At 69.7% G+C, this 21,746-nt stretch carries 17 protein-coding genes and 1 riboswitch; of the genes, 13 read left to right on the top strand and 4 right to left on the bottom strand.

All coding sequences use genetic code 11. From position 1 onward, the window contains the following. Positions 1-103: 103 nt before the first annotated feature. From WAF18_RS03600 to thiC, 3 genes are all read right to left on the bottom strand, one after another. Positions 104-2,476 carry a winged helix-turn-helix domain-containing protein gene (locus WAF18_RS03600; protein WP_337243911.1) on the bottom strand — a complete coding sequence of 791 codons (2,373 nt, stop codon included), beginning with the start codon at positions 2,474-2,476 and terminating at the stop codon, positions 104-106. Between the two features lie 746 nt (positions 2,477-3,222). Continuing rightward, a complete protein-coding gene (locus WAF18_RS03595; protein ID WP_337243910.1) occupies positions 3,223-3,819 on the bottom strand; it encodes a DUF4136 domain-containing protein in 597 nt (198 codons plus the stop codon). Between the two features lie 125 nt (positions 3,820-3,944). Next, positions 3,945-5,822, bottom strand: coding sequence for a phosphomethylpyrimidine synthase ThiC (thiC, locus tag WAF18_RS03590; protein WP_337243909.1), 1,878 nt, complete (start codon positions 5,820-5,822; stop codon positions 3,945-3,947). Positions 5,823-5,952: 130 nt separating this feature from the next. Further along, positions 5,953-6,048: riboswitch (TPP riboswitch) on the bottom strand. Between the two features lie 165 nt (positions 6,049-6,213). Between thiC and WAF18_RS03585 the strand changes: the two genes are divergently transcribed. From WAF18_RS03585 to thrC, 4 genes are all read left to right on the top strand, one after another. After that, a complete protein-coding gene (locus tag WAF18_RS03585; RefSeq protein WP_337243908.1) occupies positions 6,214-6,366 on the top strand; it encodes a hypothetical protein in 153 nt (50 codons plus the stop codon). Between the two features lie 89 nt (positions 6,367-6,455). Continuing rightward, entirely contained in the window at positions 6,456-9,023 is a 2,568-nt protein-coding gene (gene thrA / locus WAF18_RS03580; RefSeq protein WP_337243907.1) for a bifunctional aspartate kinase/homoserine dehydrogenase I, read from the top strand. A gap of 104 nt (positions 9,024-9,127) precedes the next feature. Then, positions 9,128-10,123, top strand: a complete 996-nt coding sequence (locus WAF18_RS03575) for a homoserine kinase (RefSeq protein WP_337243906.1) — start codon at positions 9,128-9,130, stop codon at positions 10,121-10,123. A gap of 10 nt (positions 10,124-10,133) precedes the next feature. Next, positions 10,134-11,423 carry a threonine synthase gene (thrC, locus tag WAF18_RS03570; protein WP_337243905.1) on the top strand — a complete coding sequence of 430 codons (1,290 nt, stop codon included), beginning with the start codon at positions 10,134-10,136 and terminating at the stop codon, positions 11,421-11,423. A 144-nt stretch (positions 11,424-11,567) separates the two neighbouring features. Here the strand turns inward: thrC and WAF18_RS03565 are convergent, their stop codons facing one another. After that, entirely contained in the window at positions 11,568-11,930 is a 363-nt protein-coding gene (locus WAF18_RS03565) for a BON domain-containing protein (protein ID WP_183424708.1), read from the bottom strand. Positions 11,931-12,044: 114 nt separating this feature from the next. On the opposite strand from WAF18_RS03565, the gene WAF18_RS03560 reads away from it, so the two are divergent. The 9 genes from WAF18_RS03560 (at position 12,045) to leuC (ending at position 21,713) form a co-directional block, all read left to right on the top strand. Further along, complete coding sequence (locus tag WAF18_RS03560) at positions 12,045-13,133, top strand: DNA topoisomerase IB (RefSeq protein ID WP_337243904.1); 1,089 nt, start codon at positions 12,045-12,047, stop codon at positions 13,131-13,133. A gap of 72 nt (positions 13,134-13,205) precedes the next feature. Then, entirely contained in the window at positions 13,206-13,349 is a 144-nt protein-coding gene (locus tag WAF18_RS03555) for a hypothetical protein (protein ID WP_337243903.1), read from the top strand. 314 nt (positions 13,350-13,663) lie between these two features. Then, entirely contained in the window at positions 13,664-14,635 is a 972-nt protein-coding gene (gene ilvC, locus WAF18_RS03550) for a ketol-acid reductoisomerase (protein WP_337243902.1), read from the top strand. Continuing rightward, the gene (gene ilvG / locus WAF18_RS03545) at positions 14,635-16,410 is read left to right on the top strand and encodes an acetolactate synthase 2 catalytic subunit (protein WP_337243901.1); all 1,776 of its coding nucleotides are present in this window, start codon (positions 14,635-14,637) and stop codon (positions 16,408-16,410) included. Before ilvC ends, ilvG begins: the two co-directional genes overlap by 1 nt. Continuing rightward, the gene (locus tag WAF18_RS03540; RefSeq protein ID WP_183424712.1) at positions 16,394-16,630 is read left to right on the top strand and encodes an ACT domain-containing protein; all 237 of its coding nucleotides are present in this window, start codon (positions 16,394-16,396) and stop codon (positions 16,628-16,630) included. The genes ilvG and WAF18_RS03540 overlap by 17 nt, the downstream gene beginning before the upstream one ends. Beyond that, positions 16,621-17,547: an aminotransferase class IV gene (locus tag WAF18_RS03535; RefSeq protein WP_337243900.1), complete on the top strand. Its 927-nt coding sequence runs from the start codon at positions 16,621-16,623 to the stop codon at positions 17,545-17,547. The genes WAF18_RS03540 and WAF18_RS03535 overlap by 10 nt, the downstream gene beginning before the upstream one ends. A 2-nt stretch (positions 17,548-17,549) precedes the next feature. Next, positions 17,550-18,707 carry a threonine dehydratase gene (locus WAF18_RS03530; protein ID WP_337243899.1) on the top strand — a complete coding sequence of 386 codons (1,158 nt, stop codon included), beginning with the start codon at positions 17,550-17,552 and terminating at the stop codon, positions 18,705-18,707. Then, positions 18,704-20,263 carry a 2-isopropylmalate synthase gene (locus WAF18_RS03525; RefSeq protein ID WP_337243898.1) on the top strand — a complete coding sequence of 520 codons (1,560 nt, stop codon included), beginning with the start codon at positions 18,704-18,706 and terminating at the stop codon, positions 20,261-20,263. The genes WAF18_RS03530 and WAF18_RS03525 overlap by 4 nt, the downstream gene beginning before the upstream one ends. 22 nt (positions 20,264-20,285) lie before the next feature. Further along, the gene (gene leuC, locus WAF18_RS03520) at positions 20,286-21,713 is read left to right on the top strand and encodes a 3-isopropylmalate dehydratase large subunit (RefSeq protein ID WP_337243897.1); all 1,428 of its coding nucleotides are present in this window, start codon (positions 20,286-20,288) and stop codon (positions 21,711-21,713) included. Positions 21,714-21,746: the final 33 nt, after the last annotated feature.

The following is a 21,746-nucleotide window of genomic DNA, read 5'->3' as shown; positions in this document are numbered from 1 at the left end:
CACCAGACATGGGAAGGGCTGCCTATTTGCCACCTGCCCTCCCGACTTGCCCGATAGCGCGACTAATCTTTGCCGAATTCGTCCCGTTTTTTTTCCGAAATCATTACGACGCTTTTTTTCTCAACGCAATCAACAACTTGGCAAGAAGGCTCCACTCCTCGCTCGCCGTAACGGGCATCGCCATGACCCCGATATCAGTGCCGTCGTCGACTGCGATCGACACCAGCCAGTCGTGGCGGTGGCTGCTGAATCCATTGACCGTGCTGCGATTGGACGCATCGAGGCAACGCTGATCCTGGCGTTCCAACCCGTCATCGCCGATCGCAAACCGGGTCATTCGACTACGGCACCCGCTGTCGCTGTCGAGATAGGACAGCTGCCCGTCGGAGGTCAGCGCCCAACTGCGGTAGCGCCAACGCGAAGGAATGTCTGCACTGAGCCGCTGCGGCTGCGCCAGATCGGCCGTCGCGCTCCAGATCCCGTTGCCGTCGAGACGGGTGTAGAGCACCCGACTTCGCTGCGGATCGAATTGGACGTGCGAGACACCATCCAACCGCCCGCGCACCCGCCAGTCACGGTCGTAGGCCACCAGGGCCGTCCGCCCTTCACGCTCCTCCTCGATCACGAGCAACGCCCCGCCCTCACCGTAGGCCGCCTGCAGGGGATGGGCCGCCGGCACCGGAAGCGCTGTTACGGCGCCCGATGCCGGCTCGATCTCGACGATTCGAGGGCGCCCATGCGCGTCCAGCGCCGAGACCAGCACACGTCGGCTGTCGGCGGACCACACCGGCGGCTGCCGCGTGTCGGGACGCACGCCAGAGATCGGTCGCAGCGAATCGGGGCGCTCCAGATCGGCCCACCACAACTCGGAACTGCCCGAGCGGTCGGAAGTGAAGAGCAACTGCCGGCCATCCGGCGCCAAGACCGGCTGCGTGTCGCGTCCCGACGATGCGAACAGGCGTTCGCGATGGCCGGAGACGGCATCGATCCGGTTGAGACCGAACTGCGGCTGCCGATGTACGAACGCGACCATGTCCGCATTGCGCGCGATCGCCGGCATCTGCGCGTCCTCGATGCCCAGATCCGAGGTCGTGCCGGTGTCCAGGTCCAACCGATGCAGGCGCGTCTCGCTGTCGATCCTGCGACCGTACACCAGCGACCGGCCATCGCGCGCCCAACTCAGACCGCGTAACTCGGCGCCCAGTTGGGTCAACTGCTCGGCCTCCCCGCCATCGACGGGGATCCGCCACAGATCGCCAAGTTGTGGGTTGCGCACGAAGGCGATCCAACGCCCGTCGGGCGAGACCTTCGGCAGGTAATCGATATCGCCGGGCTCAGCCGGATAGCGAATCGCGCGCCACCGCCCCGTCGCCAGATCGAGCACGCGCACGCCCGCACCGTCCGGGCTGCCGGTCATGGTGCCGAACAGCAGCCCGCTGCCGTCTGGCAGCCAATCGAAGCTCAGCAACTCGCTGCCATCGCAACGCGTGATTTCGCGCGCCTGGCCCGCAACCGAAACGGCGGCCAGCATGATGCGGCAGCCACCTGTGTCATCCCACCGTGCGAACGCGATACGTTCGCCGTCGGGCGACCAGACCGGCAGATCGTCGCGCTCGCCGGCCGCCGGCACCGAGAGCGCCTGCGGCGCACTGCCGGTCGTCGCCTGGATGAGGATCGACGGGCCGGGCAATGGGGTTCCGTCGTGCAACGTGCGGGCCGAGTATGCGACCTGGCTGGCGTCGGGCGACAGGCTGGGGGACAGTTCGAACCCGGCGGCCGAGGTCACGAGCCGATAGGGCTTTCCCTGGGCCGCCGCGGCAGCGTCGTCGGGCACAGGCCCCGAACCTGCGATCTGCGGCGCCAGCAGCATCAGGCTGACCAGGACGATCGCGACCAGCGCGAGCACCGCGCCCGCCCACCAGGCCGCATGCCCGGGCGTCGATGCCGAACCGGGCACTGCCGCAACCTCTGCCATCGATGGAAACGAGGCCGAAGAAGACGCAGGTGCCGGATGTACCGCCGGCGATGCATCGCTCGATATCGGCGACGCGGCAGATGTGCACGCTAGGGAGGGATCCTCCAGAGGGACATGCTCCAGAGCGGTGGGCTCCAGCACCGACACCGGCACCGTGAGCCGATAACCGCTCTTGGCGATGGTCTCGATGTAGCGCCGTCCCTCGGCCGCACCGACATCACCGTGACCGAAGGCCTTGCGCAACTGGGTGATCGCCTGTGTCAGCACGTCGTCGGTCGGCATCGTGTCCGGCCAGGCTTCAGCCAGCAGATCGTTGCGCGAGAACACCGCGCCAGGACTGCGAGCAAGCACACGCAGCACCGCCACCGCTTTCGGTGTCACACGGACGCTGCGCCGCGCGCCCGGCATCTCGATCTCGCGGGTGGCGAAATCCACCACACCCGCGCCAACGCGAAGACGTTGCGGTGAAGCGACCTCCTCCACGTGGCGTGACACGGTCATGCTGCGATCCAAACTGCGGGGCGCCAAGCCTAGTCAACGACAGCTGAACACAGCACGATCCGGCGCCAGATCCGGCAAAGCGGATGGGCGCAACACGACAGTGCCACCAGTGGCGTCCTCGGATGCAATCTGTGCCGTCACCTACGCTCCCCGGTTCCTTTCTAGGGGCCGCATCAAGGCGATCCAGTGCAAACCCACTCGCGCCGAGATGGCGAGCGGCAACCTCGCCCTGGCGATGCTGTTGCGCGAACGCGATGAAGGCCTGCCGATGCACGGCGGCCTGGTGCTGCTGTCACCGGAAGTCGACCTGACCGAGTCCGGCGACAGCGTCCACACCAACCGCGATGTCGATGTGATGCTTCCCGTCCCGCTGATGCCGATCAACCGCCTCTATGCAGGAGGCGCAGACCTCGGTCACCCCTATCTGTCCCCCCTTGTCCGGCCAGTTCGACGACCTGCTACCCACCTTCCTGCAAACGGGAACCCGCGACCTGTTCCTCACCAGCGCGGCGCGCCTGCATCGTGGGTTGGTCCGAGCCCAGGGTCCCGCTCGAGTGCCATCTCGGGGAGGGCATGCCCACGGCGGTTTCGTGGGCGGGACGCCGGAGGATGACGACCTGGCGCAGGCGATCCGCGTCCTCATCGAGGCCCGCTGGCACAGCCCCCTGACCCCGGACGGCCGCGACTGGAACACAAACGAAAAAGCGGGCCATCGGCCCGCTTCGTTCGTGTCCCGCGTCGGTCGATTACAGCGCTTGGCTGCGCACGCCGGCCTGGTGCGGATAATTGGCGAAGATCTCGGCGATCGTCGAATAGATTCGCTGCTCGCGCTGTTCGGGCTTGAGGTTGGCAACGCGTCCGACCGCGATGCCTTCCCACACCAGGCGTTTCTGCCGGGCGTCCACCAGATCCACGTTCATCGTGCCCTCGGTGTAGCGGTAGACGCTGGTGCGCTCGTTCCAGTACGGCACCGCGAAGTAACCACGGTGACGGTAGCTGTAGTAGTAGGCGTAGTCGACCGTCGGATAGCTGCTGACGTCCGTCCGACGCTCCATGTAGGCGTTGATATTCACCCACAGATCCGGGTCGGTCTCGCTGTAACGGTAGCCGCGGCGCTCCATTTCGGCACGCACGGCCGCCTTGGTCACTTCGCTGGTCTGGGTCTCGTAGCCCTCCTTCTCGATCGCCAGCGGCGTGTAGAACGACCAGGTGCGGTAGGCCGAGAAATCCGCCCGCGGGTCGGCCTCAGTGGTGATGCGCGGTCCGGTCGCGCAACCGGCGAGCAAGGCAAGGCCGCACAGGGCCACCAGCCAGGCGGCCACGCGGGACGTCGAGGTCTTCATCTTGGGGTCTCCCTGTTGACGGGTGGATCGTGACGCGCTGCCACGATACCGATCCTGAACATACACCGCGCGCCGTCGAGCGGATGCGACGGCCGGGGGCCGTGCCTTGCGGCCGTCGGCCGCCATCACTGCGGACGGTAGACCTCGGCTCCCTGGGCGAGGAACTGCGCCGATTTCTCGGCCAGACCGGTCGCCAGCGCCTGATCGTCCGTCACCCCGTGCTCGGCGGCGTAGTCGCGGACGTCCTGGGTGATCTTCATCGAACAGAAATGCGGCCCACACATCGAGCAGAAGTGCGCCGCCTTGTGGGCATCCTTGGGCAGGGTCTCGTCGTGGAAGGCCTCCGCCTTCTCCGGATCCAGGCCCAGGTGGAACTGGTCCTGCCAGCGGAATTCGAACCGGGCCTTGCTCAGCGCGTTGTCGCGCACCTGTGCACCCGGATGCCCCTTGGCCAGATCGGCGGCGTGGGCGGCGATCTTGTAGGCCATGATCCCGTCGCGCACATCCTCGCGATTGGGCAGGCCCAGATGTTCCTTGGGCGTCACGTAGCACAGCATCGCCGTGCCGTACCAGCCGATCATCGCCGCGCCGATGGCGCTGGTGATGTGGTCGTAGCCCGGCGCGATGTCGGTGGTCAGCGGCCCCAGGGTGTAGAACGGCGCCTCGCCGCATTCGCGCAGCTGCTTGTCCATGTTCTCCTTGATCAGCTGCATCGGCACGTGGCCGGGGCCCTCGATCATGGTCTGGACGTCATGCTTCCAGGCGATCTTGGTCAGCTCGCCCAGTGTCTCCAGCTCGCCGAACTGCGCCGCGTCGTTGGCATCGGCGATACAACCCGGGCGCAGGCCGTCGCCGAGCGAGAACGCCACGTCGTAGGCCTTCATGATGTCGCAGATGTCCTCGAAGTGTTCGTAGAGGAAACTCTCGCGGTGGTGCGCCAAACACCACTTGGCCATGATCGAGCCGCCTCTGGACACGATGCCGGTGACGCGCTTCGCGGTCAGCGGCACGTAGCGCAGCAGCACGCCGGCGTGGATGGTGAAGTAGTCCACGCCCTGCTCGGCCTGCTCGATCAGGGTGTCGCGGAAGATCTCCCAGGTCAGTTCCTCGGCGCGGCCGTCCACCTTCTCCAGCGCCTGGTAGATGGGCACCGTGCCGATCGGCACCGGCGAGTTGCGCACGATCCATTCGCGGGTCTCGTGGATGTGCTTGCCGGTCGACAGGTCCATGACCGTGTCGCCGCCCCAGCGGATCGCCCAGACCAGCTTCTCCACTTCCTCGGCGATGCCCGACGACACCGCACTGTTGCCGATGTTGGCGTTGATCTTGGTCAGGAAGTTGCGACCGATGATCATCGGCTCGCTCTCGGGATGGTTGATGTTGCAGGGCAGGATCGCGCGGCCGCGCGCGATCTCGTCGCGCACGAACTCGGGCGTGATCGACGGCTGGATGCTCGCACCGAAGGCCTGACCGGGATGCTGGCTGCGCAGCATCGCATCGCGCACCAGCTCCAGGCGCTGGTTCTCGCGGATCGCGACGTACTCCATCTCCGGCGTGACGATGCCGCGGCGCGCGTAGTGCATCTGGGTCACGTTGGCGCCGGACCTGGCCACGCGCGGCTGCGCACGCGACGGAAAGCGCACGCCGTCGAGCCGTGGATCGTGCTCGCGCGCCCGCCCGAAGCTCGACGACAGCCCCGGCAGGACCTCGGTGTCGCCGCGCTCGGCGATCCAGGCCGCACGCAGCGGTACCAGGCCCGCAGCCAGGTCGATCTTCACGTCCGGATCGGTGTAGGGACCCGATGGGTCGTAGACAGTGACCGGCGGATTGTCCTCGCCGCCGAACAGCGTCGGCGTGCGGGTCAGCGCGATCTCGCGCATCGCCACGCGCAGGTCCGGGCGCGAGCCCTGGACATGGATCTTGCGCGAACCGGGGATGGGCCGGGTGACCGAATCGGAGAGTTGCTGGGCCTGCTGCAACAGGCTGGCGGGCTGAGCGTTCATGGCATTCGTCCTGTTGGATGCCGCACCTCGAGGTGCGGGCGTCGCTTAGCGAGGGATTCGCAAGGCGGGACGAAGCGGCGGCGCGCCCGGACCGCGTGCCGCCGGCGCGCCTGCGCGCGCTGTCGGTCCGGGGGCCGGCTGCGAAGCTTCCCTACGCCGGTATCAACCGGATCAGGTTCGAAGGGACTGTCTCAACCGACTGGTGTCGGTACCCCCGCTTCAGGGCCGATTAGACCATGCGGCGCGCGGCCGCCCAAGTCGTGGCCGAACCGCCCAGGCGCCCGGCACGGGCGCGCCCAGGCCGGCCGACCTGGAGCCACGCCTCCCGCGAGGCTGGCCTGCGCAAAAAAACCGGTTGACAGCGCGCGCGATCGCGTGGTGTGCTGCGGGCATGATGCATCGCACCAACACCGCCCACCTGCCGACGACCGCCATCCGCGCGGCCGCGGGCGCGTGCGCGGCAGCAGCGACCATCACGACGATCGTCGGCATTACGGGCACCGGTACCACCGGGACCGGGATGTGGACGCGCGCCGCCAGTTGACCTGACCGCCCGCTCCGCATCCCCACCCGGGATGCGGACGCCACGTCCCGCCCGACCGTGATGTGGAGCCCCTTCTCCAGGAGCTCTCCATGTCGTCCGCCGTCGCGCCTCTCCCCCATTCCGTCGCCCCCGTTGCCGATGCGCCGCCGGCGCTCACCTGTCATGTCCACAAGTTCGGCGGTACCAGTCTGGCCGATGCAGCGTGCATTGCCGCGCTGGCCGCTCTGGTACCGGCCGATGCGCGGGTGCGGCCGGTCGTCGTGTCGGCGATGTCCGGCACCACCAATGCCCTGGTCGCGCTCGCCGATGCCGCCCTCGCCCTCGATGACTGGAAGCCCGCGTGGGACGCGCTGCGCCAGCGCCACCTCGCGACCGCCGACGCGTTCGAGCATGAGGTCGACGGCGCACTGCACCGCGCGCTCGAGGACGAGTTCGCCGCCCTCGCCCATGACCTGCAGGGCCTGCATGAGGACGTCACGGATCGCGACGCGCGACTGGCGCGCATCCACGGCTGCGGCGAACAGCTGTCGTCGCGACTGGCACAGGCCGCGCTCGGTCCGGGTTGGCAGCGCCTGGACGCCCGCGAGGTGCTGGTGGTCGAGCACGGCGAGATGGGCGCGGTGGTCGACTGGGATGCGAGCCGGGCCCGTCTGGCGAGCTGGCGCCTGGCGAACGGTGCGCGCGATGTGGTGATCACCGGCTTCGTCGCCCGCGATGGCAACGGTCGCGACACCACGCTCGGGCGCAACGGCAGCGACTACTCGGCGGCAATCTTCGCCAACCTGTTCGACGCCCAGGCCCTGACCATCTGGACCGATGTCGACGGCGTGCTCTCGGCCGATCCGCGCCTGGTGCCCGACGCCGTCTGCCTGCAGGCGATGTCCTATGCCGAAGCCTGCGAACTCGCGTACTTCGGCGCGAGCGTTCTGCATCCCCAGACCCTGGCGCCGGTGCAGGCCCGGGGCATCCCGGTGCGCATCCGCAACAGCCGCAATCCGTCGGCGGCGGGCACGACGATCGCGCCGGCCGCAGCGGCCGCCGCCTCGCCGGTCAAGGGCCTGAGCCTGGTCCGCGACGTGGCGGTGCTCGAACTGGTCGGCAACGGTCTGGTCGGCGTGCCCGGCACCGCCGAGCGCATGTTCGCTGCCCTGCACGCGGCCGGCGTGTCGGTGACGATGATCTCGCAAGGCTCGTCGGAGCATTCGATCTGCTGCGTCGTGCAGGCCAGCCAGGTCGAGCGCGGCCGCGCGGCGATCGTCGCCGCATTCGCCGACGCGATCGCGCAAGGCCAGGCCCAGGGCGTGACCGTGACCGGCGAGCTATGTGTGCTCGCGGCGGTCGGCGACGGCATGGTCGGCACCCAGGGCGTCGCCGCGCGACTGTTCGCCGGCCTCGCCCAGGCCCACGTCAACATCCGCGCCATTGCCCAGGGCGCGGGCGAGCGCAACATCTCGGTCGCGATCGCCCAGGCCGATGCCACCCGCGCATTGCGCGCCGCGCATGCGGCCTTCTGGCTGTCGCCGCAGACGGTCTCGGTCGGCGTGATCGGGCCGGGCAACGTCGGCCGCGCATTGCTGGCGCAACTGGCCGAGGTGGTGCCGGCGCTGCGCGAGCGTGCGGGCGTGGATCTGCGGCTGCGCGCGATCGCCAGCAGCCGGCGGATGCATCTCGACGATGCGCCGCTCGACCCCGCCCACGCCGCCGCGATGCTCGACGCCACCGCGCAGGCCTGCGACCTCGATGCGTTCGCCGCGCACGTGCGCGCCAGCCATCTGCCGCATGCGTTGATCGTCGACTGCAGCGCCAGCGATGCCGTCGCGGCGAAGTATCCCGAGTGGCTGGCCGCCGGCATTCACGTGGTCACCCCGAACAAGCATGCCGGCAGCGGCATGTGGGCGCGTTATGCCGCGATCCGCGAGGCCCAACGTGCAGGCGGTGGCCGCTTCCTGTACGAGGCCACCGTCGGTGCCGGCCTGCCGGTGATCCAGACGCTTCGCGGCCTGCTCGACACCGGCGACACGCTCCACGGCATCGACGGCATGCTGTCGGGCACACTGGCCTGGCTGTTCAACCGTTACGACGGCCGCCAACCGTTCTCGGACCTGGTGCGCGAGGCGCGCGCCCTGGGCTACACCGAGCCCGACCCGCGCGACGACCTGTCGGGGCTGGATGTCGCGCGCAAGCTGGTGATCCTGGCACGTGAGGCCGGCCGGACGCTGTCGCTCGAGGATGTCGCGGTCGAGAGTCTGGTGCCCGAGGCGCTACGCGAGGTGTCGCTGGACACGTTCCTCGATCGCCTGCACGAGCTCGATGCGCCGATGCAGGCCCGGCTCGATGCCGCGCGCGCCGATGGCCATGCGCTGCGTCACCTGGCGCGCCTGCAAGGCGACGGCCGGGCCAGTGTCGGCGTGGTCGCGCTGCCGGCCGAGCACCCGTGCTGCCACACCCGGCTGACCGACAATCTCGTGCAATTCCGCACCGCCCGCTATGCCGACAACCCGCTGGTCGTCCAGGGCCCGGGGGCTGGCCCCGAAGTGACCGCGGCGGGCGTGTTCGCCGATGTCCTGACGATCGCCCATGCGCTCGGCAAGCAGGCCGGCCTGCCGTTCCTGCGGCATGATGGCCGCAGTGCGCACGCCCTCGACTCGGCAACCTGAGGATGACAGCGCAGGCACAGACGCCGCCGGGCCGCCCGCCGGTCGATGCGCGATCGTTCTCCCGACTCAACGCCGCCGGCCGCGCGGCAGCAGGAGGCTCCACCATGCTCGAACATCCCTGGGTCGCCGCGTTCGCGCCGGCGAGCGTCGGCAACATCGGCGTCGGCTTCGATCTGCTCGGCCACGCAATCGATGGGCCGCGCGATATCGCCCGGGTACGCCGCATCACCGCGCCGACCGTCGTCATCGAGGCGATCGACGGCGACGTCGCGGGCATCGAGGCGATCCCCCTCGATCCGGCGCGCAACACCGCCGGCCTGGCGCTGCAGTCGTTGCGCGAGGCGCTGTCGTTGCCGTACGGCTTTGCGTTGCGGCTGGAAAAAGGCATTCCGCTGGGATCTGGGCTGGGTGGCTCGGCCGCGTCGTGCGTGGCGGCACTGGTGGCCGCGAACGCGCTGCTCGACACCCTCTTGCCGCGCGAAGCGCTGTATCCGTTCGCGCTCGACGGCGAAGCGATCTCCAGCGGCAGCCGGCATGGTGACAACGTCGCGCCGATGCTGCTGGGCGGGGTGACGCTGGCGACAGCCGACCGGGCGATCGCGCTCGACGTGCCGGCCACGCTGCACGTGGTCGTCGTGCATCCCGATCAGGTGCTCGAAACGCGGCGTTCGCGTGCAGTGCTCGCCGAGCCCTATCCCCTGCACGACATCGTCGCGCACGGGGCGCACCTGGCGCTGTTTCTGACCGGCCTGCAGCGTGGCGATCTCGATCTGGTCCGCGCCGGGCTGCACGACGTGCTGGTCGAGCCGCGCCGCGCCGGCTTGATTCCCGGCTTCGCGCAGGTCAAATCGGCCGCACTCGCGCACGCCGCGCTCGGCGCCAGCATCTCCGGCGGTGGACCGAGCGTGTTCGCCTGGTTCGCCTCGCGCACCGAGGCCGAGGCCGCCGCGCCGGCCATGCGCCAAGCGTTCGTCGACGCCGGCTTCGACGCACGCGCATATGTCGGTCCGGTGGCCGGTCCCCGTGCCGCGCTGCTCGGGCCGGGTCCGGCAGCGCGCACGTCCGACGCGCGCGCCCAGCCTCTGCCCTTCTCCCCGTAACGAGCCCCCCATGGATTTTCTGAGCACCCGCGGCGGCGTTGCGCCGACGCCGATCGACGATGCCCTCGTGGCGGGCCTCGCGCCCGACGGCGGCCTGTATGTGCCCGCGTCGATTCCTGTCCTCGACCTGGAGGCGCCGCGCACCACGCTCGCCGAGACCGCGGCCACGACCCTGGCGCCCTGGTTCGCGGCCTCCCGACTCGAGACACAGCTGCGCGCACTGTGCGCCGACGCGTTTGCTTTCGAGGCGCCATTGCGACCGCTGCGCGGCGCCGGTGACCATGTGCTCGAGCTGTTTCATGGCCCGACGGCCGCGTTCAAGGACTACGCCGCGCGGTTCCTGGCCGGTGCGCTGGGCACCCTGCGCGCGCCCACCGCGCCCGACACCACGATCGTCGTCGCCACTTCGGGCGATACCGGCGCCGCGGTGGCCGCGGCCTTCCATCGAAGGCCGGGCTTCCGTGTCGCCATCCTCTATCCCGAGGGCCGCGTATCCCCGCGTCAGGCGCACGGCCTGGAGTGCTGGGGCGACAACGTGCGCGCGTTCCGCGTTGACGGCAGCTTCGACGACTGCCAACGCCTGGCCAAGCAGGCGCTGTCGGATATCGCGCTGCGGACGCGCGTGCCGCTGGGCTCGGCGAACAGCATCAGCCTCGGGCGTCTGCTGCCACAGTCGGCGTACTACGTGCACGCCGCGGCCGCGCACCACGCCCGTCACGGCACACGGCTGAACCTCGTCGTGCCCACCGGCAACCTCGGCAATGCCTGCGCCGCGGTGCTGGCACGCGCGATGGGCGCGCCGCTGGGCGAGCTTCGCTTGGCCTGCAACGCCAATGACACACTGCCGCGCTTCTTTGCTGGCGCCGACTATGCCGTGCAGCCCACACGGGCCACGCTCGCCAATGCGATGGACGTCGGTGCACCCAGCAACTTCGAGCGGCTGCGCCACTGGCACAACGACGATGCGGCGCTGCGCGCCGGCTTCGTCGCCGACAGCGTGGACGATGCGACGATTCGCCGGATCATCGCCGCGGCGCCGGCGCGACACGGCATCGTGCCCTGCCCGCATACCGCGTCGGCGCTGGCCGTGCTCGAGCAGCTGCGCGAGGCAGGCGATACGCGCGACTGGGCCGTGGTGGCGACCGCGCATCCGGCGAAATTCGAGACCATCGTCGAACCGCTGGTCGGCCACACCGTGGCGCTGCCGCCCGCGCTCGCCGATTGCCTGGCCCGCCCCGCGCACGGCACGCCGCTGCCGGCGGACGAGGCCGCACTCGCGGCGACGCTCGAGGGCTGGTAGCACACATCACCGCGTCCTGCGCGCCCAGGCGTCCGCACGGCGGGCCAGATCGCTGCGCGCGATCCAGCTGCGCACATCGCGCAGACGCCGCAACGAAAAAGCCCCCGCCGATGGGCGGGGGCCTTGGATCAAGCGGTGCGTCGATCAGCGACGCGAAGTGCCGGTGGCGACCTTCAGCTGCTTGGCGTCCACACTCTTCACACCCTCGATGCCGCGTGCGATCGCAGTCGCGCGATCGATCTGCGCCTGCGTCTCGACGTCGCCCGACAGGCTGACGATGCCGTTGCTGGTCTCGACGCTGATATCCAGGCCCGAGACATCGCTCGATGCCAGCAGATCGGCCTTGACCTTGGTCGTGATCCAGGTGTCGGACATCGGCTGGTGGGAATCGGTCTGCGCGGCCGTGGTGTGATCCTTGCGATCGTGGTCCTGCGCGAGTGCCGAACCGGTGAATGCAACGGCGCCCGCAAGCGCGCCGGCCATCAGGGTCTTGTGCAGAGTCTTCATTGGGCGTCCTCCGAATCTTATGGTGTGCGGCGAGTCTGCGCAGGCCTCCGTGCCGGGGGGGTGAAGGCGACGACGTTCACGGCGCGCAACGCGCCACGTTGTTATCAGCCGCTCATGAATCGTCATCGCGCCCCCACCACACCTGTGACGCAAGCGAGTCTCGAGGCGGCCCGGGCCGCCGGCCTGCGCTGGGTCTGCGATCGCGACCCCGGTCTGTGCCGTCGCCGCGCCGGCAAAGGGTTCAGCTACCGCGATCCCGACGGCGCCGCAGTGCGGGATCGCGATGTCCTGGCCCGGATCCGGCAGTTGGCCATCCCGCCGGCCTACACCGATGTGTGGATCTGCCGACACGCCAACGGCCATCTTCAGGCCACCGGGCGCGATGCGCGCGGTCGCAAGCAGTATCGCTACCACCCCGACTGGTCGAACACGCGCGGCCTGGGCAAGTTCGACCGCATCGTCGCGTTCGGCAACGCACTGCCGCGCCTGCGCCGTGCGCTGCAACGGGACCTGGCGCGCCCGGGCATGCCACGTGAGAAGGTGCTGGCGATTGTGGTGTCGCTGCTGTCGCAGACCTTGATCCGGGTCGGCAACGACACCTATGCCCGCAGCAATGGCTCGTTCGGCCTGACCACGCTGCGCAACCGGCACTTCGAGCGGGCCAAGGCCGGCGGCGCGCGGTTGCGTTTCCGCGGCAAGAGCGGTCAGGCGCACGACATCGCGATCGACGATGCCCGGCTGTGCCGGCTGGTACGCCGCTGCCAGCAATTGCCGGGGCAGGCGCTGTTCCAATACATGGACGACGAGGGCGAATGCCGCGGCGTGGACTCGGGTATGGTCAACGATTACCTGCGCGAGGCCATGGGCGAGTCATTCACCGCCAAGGACTTCCGGACCTGGGGCGGCACCGCGCTGGCGTTCCGCCGTTTCGCCGCGCTGCCGCTGCCCACTGGACGCAATGGCGGTCCACCCAGCGAGCGGGCGCTGGCGCTGCAGGAAAAGCAGGTCATTGCCGATGTCGCCGCGACACTCGGCAATACGGTATCTGTCTGCCGCAAGGCCTATATCGATCCGGTGCTCTACACCGCCTGGCGCGACGGCAGCCTGCAGCGCGCTGCCGCCAAGGCACGCGGCCCGCGGCAGTGGGAACAGGCAACACTCGGCCTGCTGCGACGGGCCCATCGCGCGGCGCGCAAACGCTGATCTGGCCGCCCGCGAAACTGGTTGTCGACGTAACTGTTGACAGCCCATCCGCAGGCATGCTCTTCTCGACCCATGACGCAGCGCAGCACCCGCATGCAGCTCCCCGCCCGCACCGCCACCGGTGACCGGGCCGTCATGTTCGCCGCGACCACCGCGCTCCTTATCGCCGTACTTCTTATTACCGTCCAGACAGGCGCGGGAACGGGGTTCGTGTAGAGAAAGCGAAACCCAAGGTCGAAAGAACCGAACCCCGCGCCGACAAGCGCGGGGTTTTTTGTTGCCCATTGCCAGCACCAGAGCCAACCGATGCCCGACACGATGCCCGCCTTCCCATCCGCCCGCAGCGCCGTCCCCGGCGCTCGCGGCGCGGCGCGGGCGTGTCGGCCACCTGCACGCACTGGCGCTGCGATGACAACGCATGCGACGGCCGGTTGGAACAGGGCGATGCCCTCGACCTCCGGCCGTCGTCGTATCCGGGCGTCGATCCCGACGCCCGCCTCTTCCTTTTCTTCCAGCGGACACGATCGCCCATGAGCAATGCACACCCCTCCATCGCCATCGTCGGCTACGGCAGCCAAGGCCGCGCGCACGCGCTGAACCTGCGCGACTCGGGCTTCGACGTCGTCGTCGGCCTGCGCCCCGGCGGGCCGACCGAGCACAAGGCCAAGGCCGATGGCTTCATCGTCAAGGCGCCCGCCGACGCGGTGCGCGAGGCCGACCTGGTCGCCGTGCTGACGCCGGACATGGTGCAGAAGCAGCTCTATACCGAAGTGCTGGCGCCGCATATGAAGCAGGGCGCGACCCTGTTGTTCGCGCACGGCCTGAACGTGCATTACGGCATGATCGCCCCGCGCGAGGACCTGGATGTGGTCCTGGTCGCGCCCAAGGGACCCGGTGCGCTGGTGCGCCGCGAATACGAGATCGGCCGCGGCGTGCCGTGCATCTACGCCGTGCACCAGGATCGCAGCGGCCGTGCCCGCGACACCGCGCTGGCCTATGCCGCGGGCCTGGGCGGCGCACGCGCCAACGTGATCGAGACCACGTTCAAGGAAGAGACCGAAACCGATCTGTTCGGCGAGCAGGCGGTGCTGTGCGGCGGTGCGTCGTCGCTGGTGCAGGCCGGCTTCGAGACGCTGGTCGAGGCCGGTTACCAGCCCGAGATCGCGTATTACGAGGTGCTGCACGAGCTCAAGCTGATCGTCGATCTGTTCTACGAGGGCGGCATCACCCGCATGCTCGAGTTCATCTCCGAGACCGCGCAGTATGGCGATTACGTCAGCGGTCCGCGCGTGATCGACGCCGGCGTCAAGGCGCGCATGAAGGAGGTGCTGGCCGACATCCAGGACGGCACGTTCGCCAAGAACTGGGTCGCCGAATACGAAGCCGGGCTGCCGAACTACAAGCGCTACAAGCAGGCCGATTTCGATCACCCGATCGAGCAGGTCGGCCGCCAGCTGCGCGCAAAGATGACCTGGCTGGGCGAGCAGAGCGAGGCCGCGTGATGAATGGCGCCCGCTGGCTGGTGCAGGCGCTGGAGGCCGAAGGGGTCGAGACGATCTTCGGTTATCCGGGCGGCGCGATCATGCCGTTCTACGACGCGCTGCACGGCGCGTCGCTGAAGCACGTCTTGGTCCGCCACGAACAGGGCGCGGCGTTCGCCGCGAACGGGTTCGCGCGGGCCAGCGGGCGCGTCGGCGTCTGTGTGGCGACCTCCGGCCCGGGCGCCTCGAACCTGGTCACCGGTATCGCCGATGCGATGCTCGATTCGGTGCCGATGGTGATCATCACCGGCCAGGTCGCCACGCCGCTGATGGGAACCGACGCGTTCCAGGAACTGGACGTGTTCGGCATGACGCTGCCGATCGTCAAGCACAGCTTCCTGGTGCGCAGTGTCGACGAACTGCCACGGGCGGTCGCCGAAGCGTTCCGGCTCGCCCGCTCCGGGCGTCCCGGCCCGGTGCTGATCGACATGCCCAAGGACGTGCAGATCGGCGACGCCGCCCACCTGGGGGCATACGTGCCCTCGCGCGCCGACACGATGCCGGCCTGCGCCGACCACGCGCTGCACGAGGCGGCGGCATTGCTCGCGCAGGCGCAGCGTCCGGTCGTCTACGGCGGCGGCGGCATCGTGCTGGGCGACGCGCTGGAGGCGTTCCGCGAGTTCGCCGACCTGACCGCGATCCCGACCGTGCTGACGCTGCGCGGCCTGGGTGCACTGCCACCCTCGCATCCGGCGAATCTGGGCATGCTCGGCATGCACGGCACGCGCGCGGCGAACCTGGCGGTGCAAGAAGCCGACCTGCTGCTGGTCGTGGGCGCGCGCTTTGACGACCGCGCCACCGGCAAGCTGGCCGAGTTCGCCCCACACGCGCGGATCGTGCACCTGGACGGCGACGGCTGCGAGATCGGCAAGCTGCGCGAAACCGATGTCGCGGTCTGCGGCGACGTCGCCGCCAGCCTGTCGCGGCTGGCCGCGCCTTGCGCCGCCCACAGGCACGGGCGCTTTGCCGCAGCGCGTGCGCAGTGGCGTGCGCTGTGCGCGGAGCGACGCGAACGCTTCGCCGCCCGCTACGACGCACCGGGCGACAAGGTCTACGCCCCCGCGCTGCTCAAGCGCCTGAGCGAACTGGCGCCTGACGCCGTGGTGGCCTGCGACGTCGGCCAGCACCAGATGTGGGTCGCCCAGCACTGGCGCTTCGACCATCCGCGCAAGCACCTGACCAGCGGCGCGCTGGGTGCGATGGGCTTCGGCCTGCCGGCCGCGATCGGCGCTCAGCTCGAGGATCCGAGGCGGCGCGTGGTGTGCGTCAGCGGCGACGGCTCGTTCCTGATGAACGTGCAGGAGCTGGCCACGCTCAAGCGCTATCAAGTGCCGGTCAAGATCGTGCTGCTCGACAACCAGGCGCTGGGCATGGTGCGGCAATGGCAGGAGTTGTTCTTCGATCGCCGCTATTCGGAGATCGACCTGTCCGACAACCCCGACTTCGCCCAGGTCGCCCGCGCATTCGGCATCCAGGCGCTGTCGGTCGACCGCAGCGACGACGTCGAGGCGGCGTTGCAGGCGCTGCTCGATGCGCCGGGCCCGACGCTGCTGCATGTCGCCATCGACACCGCCGCCAACGTCTGGCCGCTGGTGCCGCCCAACCACAACAACGCGCAGATGCTCGACCACGCCGATGCCGACATCGAGGCCGATGCCACAACCGCCGGCGCCCCGCCCTTGACCGACCCCGCCTCCCCCGCTCCCGAGGAATGCCGCCATGCGTTACCAGTTTGAGATGACCCTGCGCCGCGCCGAAGGTGCGCTGGTGCGCGTGCTGGGCACCACCGAGCGTCGCGGCTTCCGACCGCTGACCTTCGAAGGCGCCGCTGGCGAGGACGACGACCGCTGGTCGCTGCGCATGACTGTCGAAGGCGACCGCGCCGCGAGCGCGCTGCAGGGCCAGTTGGCCAAGCTCTACGACTGCCTGTCGGTGGAGGTGCAGCCGTGTCGTTGAACGTCGCCGCCGATGCCGCGGTCGCGGACGCACCGATCGCCGACGCCGCGCGAGCACCCAGCGACCGGGTTTGGTACGACGGCGCGCTGCACGACGTCGATGCGCTACAGGCCGGCCTGACCACGCACGCGATGCATTACGGCAGCGGCGTGTTCGAGGGCATCCGCGCCTATGCCACCGACGACGGCACCGCTGTGTTCCGGCTGCCCGAGCACCTGGCGCGGATGCGCGAGGGGGCAGCGCTGCTGGGCATGGCATTCGATCCGGCGCTCGCGACCGAGGCGGTGCTGGCGACGCTGCGCGCCAACCGCCATCGCGACGCCTACATCCGACCGCTGGCCTGGTTCGGCGAAGGCGGCTTCGGGCTCGATGTCGAGGGCCACACCGAACATCTGATGGTCGCCACCACCGCCACGCGCGTGCACCTGGCCGGTACCCGCGCACGGCTGGGCATCAGCAGTTGGCGGCGCAATCCTGCCGATTCGCTGCCACCGCTCAAACTGTGCGGCGCCTACGTCAACTCGATCCTGGCCAAACGGCAGAGCAAGTCGCGCGGCTTCGACGAGGCGCTGTTCACCGACGCCGACGGCTTCGTCGTCGAATGCACCGGCGCCAACGTGTTCCTGGTCAAGGACGGTCGCCTGACCGCAGTCGCCCACCGCGACGCGTTGCCCGGGATCACCCGCGACACTCTGATCGCGCTGACCGGCGCGCCGTCGCGCGCGGTCACCGTCGCCGAACTGCTGGATGCCGACGAGGTGTTCGCCTGCGGCACCGCCGCCGAGGTCGCGCCGGTGCAGGCGATCGAGGACCGGATCTATGGCGACAATCCGGTCACCCGCGAACTGGCCGATCTGTACGCCCGCGTGGTGCGCGGCCAGGCCGAGGCCGGCCGCGGCTGGCTGACGGCGGTTTGAGCATGCCCGACCCCGATGTACGCCGTACGCCCCGCGCCACCGCCAGCGATGTGCTGGCGGCACAGGCGCGGTTGCGCCGCCATCTCGACGCCACCCCGATCCACTATGCCGAGCGCTTCGGCTGTTGGCTGAAGCTGGAGAATCTTCAGCGCACCGGCTCGTACAAGGTGCGCGGTGCCCTCAACGCGCTGCTGGCCGCACGCGAGCGCGGTGACGACCGCACGGTCATCGCCGCCTCGGCCGGCAACCACGCCCAGGGCATGGCCTGGGCCGCCTACCGGCTCGGCGTTCCGGCGATCACGGTGATGCCGCGCAACGCGCCGCAGACCAAGATCGCCGGCGTCGCGCACTGGGGCGCCACGGTGCGCCTGCACGGCGACACCTACGACGAGGCCAAGGCGTTCGCAGGCGAACTGGCGGCGCAGAACGGCTTCCGGCTGCTGTCGGCCTTCGACGATATCGACGTGATCGCCGGCCAGGGCACCGTCGGTCTGGAGATCGCCGCGGCGCTGGTGCCGGACGTGGTCATCGTGCCGATCGGCGGCGGTGGGCTCGCGGCTGGCGTAGCGCTCGCGCTCAAGAGCCAGGGTGTGCGTATCGTCGGTGCCCAGGTCGAAGGCGTGGACGCGATGGCGCGCGTGCTGCGCGGCGAAGATGGACCGTTCTCGCCCGTCGCCACGCTGGCCGACGGCGTGCGCGTGGCCGACCCCGGCCAGCTGACCCGGGCGTTGCTGGCCGACCTGCTCGACGATGTGGTCATCGTCCGCGAGGCGGAACTGCGCGAAACCCTGGTCCGCCTGGCACTGGAGGAACACGTGATCGCCGAGGGCGCCGGCGCGCTGGCGCTGGCCGCTGGACGCCGCGTCGCCGGACGCCGCAAGGTCGCGGTGGTCTCGGGCGGCAACCTCGACGCCGGGGTGCTGGCACGCTTGCTGTCGGAGGTCCGCCCGCGGCCGCCGCGCAAGCCCAGGCGTCGCCAGCGCATCGTCGACGCGACCGCGCCGACCGCGGCGCCGCCGGCACCGGCCGCCACGCCGAGGCGGCGCAACGACCTGGGCACCGCAGCGCCGGCCGGAGGCGGCGAACCTCGACTTCGATGCGCGATCAAAGCGCCACCCGACCGCACGTCCCACCGTATTACCGAGGAACTTCCCGCATGACCGCTTCCGACACCATTCGAATTTTCGACACCACCCTGCGCGACGGCGAACAATCGCCGGGCTGCAGCATGTCGCCGCAACAGAAGGTCGTGATGGCCCGCGCGCTCGCCGAGCTGGGCGTGGACATCATCGAGACCGGCTTTCCCGCCAGTTCCGAATCCGACCGCGAGGCCGCGCGGCTGATCGCGCGCGAGGTCCGCACGCCGACGCTGGCGGTGCTCTCGCGCTGCCTGCCCGCCGACATCGAGGCCTCGGCGCGCGCACTCGAGGGCACCGCTCGTCCGCGCATCCACGTCTTCATCTCCACCAGCCCGCTGCACCGCGAGCACAAGCTGCGCATGAGCAGGCAACAGGTGCTGGACATGGCCGCCACCAGCGTCGCGCATGCCCGACGGCTGGTCGACGACGTCGAGTTCTCGACCGAGGACGGCACCCGTACCGAGGAGGATTTCTTGGCCGAGGTCATCGCCGCGGCGATCGCCAGCGGCGCCGGCACGATCAATGTCCCCGACACCCTGGGCTATGCGACGCCCGAGGAAAGCCGAGCGCTGTTCCAGAGACTGATCGCCAGCGTCCCCGGCGCCCGCGACGTGATCTTCAGCGCGCATTGCCACAACGACCTGGGCCTGGCGGTCGCCAACTCGCTGGCCGCGATCGAGGGCGGCGCGCGCCAGGTCGAATGCACGATCAACGGCATCGGCGAGCGTGCTGGCAATGCCGCGCTGGAAGAGCTGGTGATGGCGCTGAAAGTCCGCAACGCCTTCTACGACATCGACACCGGCATCGACACCCGTCGGCTGGTGCCCACCTCGCAGCTGCTGCGCCGCCTGACCGGCATGAGCGTACAGCGCAACAAGGCGATCGTCGGCGAGAACGCGTTCGCGCACGAGTCGGGCATCCACCAGCACGGCATGCTGCGCCACCGCGGCACCTACGAAATCATGAACCCCTCGGACGTCGGCTGGCCCGATTCCAAACTGGTGCTGGGCCGGCACAGCGGCCGTGCCGCGGTCGGCCACCGGCTGCGCGCGCTGGGTTACACGGTCGAGGATGCGCAGCTCGACCAGGTATTCGCCGAATTCAAGGCATTGTGCGAGCGCCAGCGCGTGGTCGAGGACGACGACCTGGAGGCGTTGATGCACGGCGACGTGCACGGCCAGGGCTGGCGCCTGGCATCGATGACGATCAGCGATCGCGGTCAGCGTGCGAGCGCGATGATCGAGCTGTCCGATCCCAACGGCAACAAGGTCAGCGAAAGCGCGCTGGGCGACGGGCCGGTGGACGCGCTGTTCGCGGCGCTGGCGACGGCGACCGGCGTGGACCTGTCGCTGGAGAGCTACCAGGTGCACAGTGTCGGCACCGGCCGCGACGCCCGCGGCGAGGCCAGCGTCAGCGTGCGCCACGGCGACGCCATCTTCGATGGCAGCGGCACCAGCCGCGACATCATCGAGGCCAGCGCGCTGGCCTGGCTGGATGTCGCCAATCGCATCCTGCGCGGTCGCAGCGCAACCGCCACCGCGGGCGTTGCCGCCAAGCCCCATGCCGCCCATGCCTGACTGCCATTCTCCCGAGCCCGCAATGACCGCCAGTTCGCCCAAGACCCTGTTCGACAAGCTGTGGGATGCGCACGTCGTGATCCCCGAGACCGACGCCGCGCCCGCGGTGCTCTACATCGACCTGCATCTGATCCACGAGGTCACCTCGCCGCAGGCGTTCACCGAGCTGCGCGCGCGCGGGCTGTCGCCGCGCCGGCCCGACCGTACCAAGGCGACCATGGACCACTCCACGCCGACGCTACCGGCAGGGCCCGACGGTCGTCTGCCCTACGCCAACGCGGCCGCCGAGAAGCAGGTCGAGACCCTCGCCGCCAACTGCGCGCAGTTCGGCATCGAACTGTTCGACATGGCCTCCGACCAGCGTGGCATCGTCCATGTGATTGCGCCCGAGCAGGGCTTCACCCAGCCGGGCATGACCATTGTCTGCGGCGACAGCCACACCTCGACCCACGGCGCGTTCGGCGCGCTCGCCTTCGGCATCGGCACCAGCGAAGTCGGCAACGTGCTGGCCACGCAGTGCCTGTTGCAACGGCGGCCCAAGACGATGGCGATCACCGTCGAAGGCACGCTCGCGCCGGGCGTCGGCGCCAAGGACGTGACCTTGCATGCGATCGGGGTGATCGGCGTCAACGGCGGCACCGGCCATGTCATCGAGTACCGCGGCTCGACCATCGAGGCGATGGACATGGAACAGCGCATGACCTTGTGCAACATGTCGATCGAGGCCGGCGCGCGCGCCGGCATGGTCGCGCCCGACGACACCACCTTCGACTGGATCGCGCGCACGCCGCGCGGCCCCAAGGGCGCGGATTTCGACGCTGCCATGGCGTACTGGCGCACGCTGCGCAGCGACCCGGGCGCCGCGTTCGATGTCGAGGTGCGCATCGACGCGGCCGACATCCGCCCGACGCTGACCTGGGGCACGCACCCGGGCACCGCGATCGGCGTCGACGTGCCGGTGCCCGAGGCCAGCGATGCCGCCGAGCGCAAGGGCCAGGACTACATGCGCGTCGCCGCCGGCCGTCCATTGGCTGGCATGCCGGTCGACGTGGTGTTCGTCGGTTCGTGCACCAACGGCCGACTGCGCGACATGCGCGAGGTCGCCCAGGTGTTGCAGGGCCGCCGCGTCGCGGACGGCGTGCGGATGCTCGTGGTCCCCGGATCGGAGATCGTCAAGCGCGAAGCCGAAGCCGAAGGCATCGATGCGATCGTGCGCGCGGCCGGCGCCGAATGGCGCGAGCCCGGCTGCTCGATGTGCATCGCGATGAATGGCGACCTGGTCGCGCCTGGGCAACTGGCGGTGAGCACCAGCAATCGCAATTTCGAAGGCCGCCAGGGGCCCGGCGCGCGCACACTGCTGGCCTCGCCGACCACGGCTGCCTGGGCCGCCGTGCGCGGGATCGTCGCCGATCCGCGCGAGCTGTTCGACGACCGCCGGGCGGTGGCCTGATGCACGCCTCGCATTCCCCTTCCGTCCCCTTGC

The organism is Luteimonas sp. gir (genome assembly GCF_037198055.1).
GTDB classification, from domain to species: Bacteria; Pseudomonadota; Gammaproteobacteria; order Xanthomonadales; family Xanthomonadaceae; genus Luteimonas; species Luteimonas citri_A.
This window is presented reverse-complemented; position numbering and strand designations above follow the sequence as displayed.

Bases quoted from the DNA above. Each gene is read 5' to 3' on its own strand.
- WAF18_RS03600 (WP_337243911.1), bottom strand. From the start codon at position 2,476: ATGACCGTGTCACGCCACGTGGAGGAGGTCGCTTCACCGCAACGTCTT.
- WAF18_RS03595 (WP_337243910.1), bottom strand. From the start codon at position 3,819: ATGAAGACCTCGACGTCCCGCGTGGCCGCCTGGCTGGTGGCCCTGTGC.
- thiC (WP_337243909.1), bottom strand. From the start codon at position 5,822: ATGAACGCTCAGCCCGCCAGCCTGTTGCAGCAGGCCCAGCAACTCTCC.
- WAF18_RS03585 (WP_337243908.1), top strand. From the start codon at position 6,214: ATGATGCATCGCACCAACACCGCCCACCTGCCGACGACCGCCATCCGC.
- thrA (WP_337243907.1), top strand. From the start codon at position 6,456: ATGTCGTCCGCCGTCGCGCCTCTCCCCCATTCCGTCGCCCCCGTTGCC.
- WAF18_RS03575 (WP_337243906.1), top strand. From the start codon at position 9,128: ATGCTCGAACATCCCTGGGTCGCCGCGTTCGCGCCGGCGAGCGTCGGC.
- thrC (WP_337243905.1), top strand. From the start codon at position 10,134: ATGGATTTTCTGAGCACCCGCGGCGGCGTTGCGCCGACGCCGATCGAC.
- WAF18_RS03565 (WP_183424708.1), bottom strand. From the start codon at position 11,930: ATGAAGACTCTGCACAAGACCCTGATGGCCGGCGCGCTTGCGGGCGCC.
- WAF18_RS03560 (WP_337243904.1), top strand. From the start codon at position 12,045: ATGAATCGTCATCGCGCCCCCACCACACCTGTGACGCAAGCGAGTCTC.
- WAF18_RS03555 (WP_337243903.1), top strand. From the start codon at position 13,206: ATGACGCAGCGCAGCACCCGCATGCAGCTCCCCGCCCGCACCGCCACC.
- ilvC (WP_337243902.1), top strand. From the start codon at position 13,664: ATGAGCAATGCACACCCCTCCATCGCCATCGTCGGCTACGGCAGCCAA.
- ilvG (WP_337243901.1), top strand. From the start codon at position 14,635: ATGAATGGCGCCCGCTGGCTGGTGCAGGCGCTGGAGGCCGAAGGGGTC.
- WAF18_RS03540 (WP_183424712.1), top strand. From the start codon at position 16,394: ATGCGTTACCAGTTTGAGATGACCCTGCGCCGCGCCGAAGGTGCGCTG.
- WAF18_RS03530 (WP_337243899.1), top strand. From the start codon at position 17,550: ATGCCCGACCCCGATGTACGCCGTACGCCCCGCGCCACCGCCAGCGAT.
- WAF18_RS03525 (WP_337243898.1), top strand. From the start codon at position 18,704: ATGACCGCTTCCGACACCATTCGAATTTTCGACACCACCCTGCGCGAC.
- leuC (WP_337243897.1), top strand. From the start codon at position 20,286: ATGACCGCCAGTTCGCCCAAGACCCTGTTCGACAAGCTGTGGGATGCG.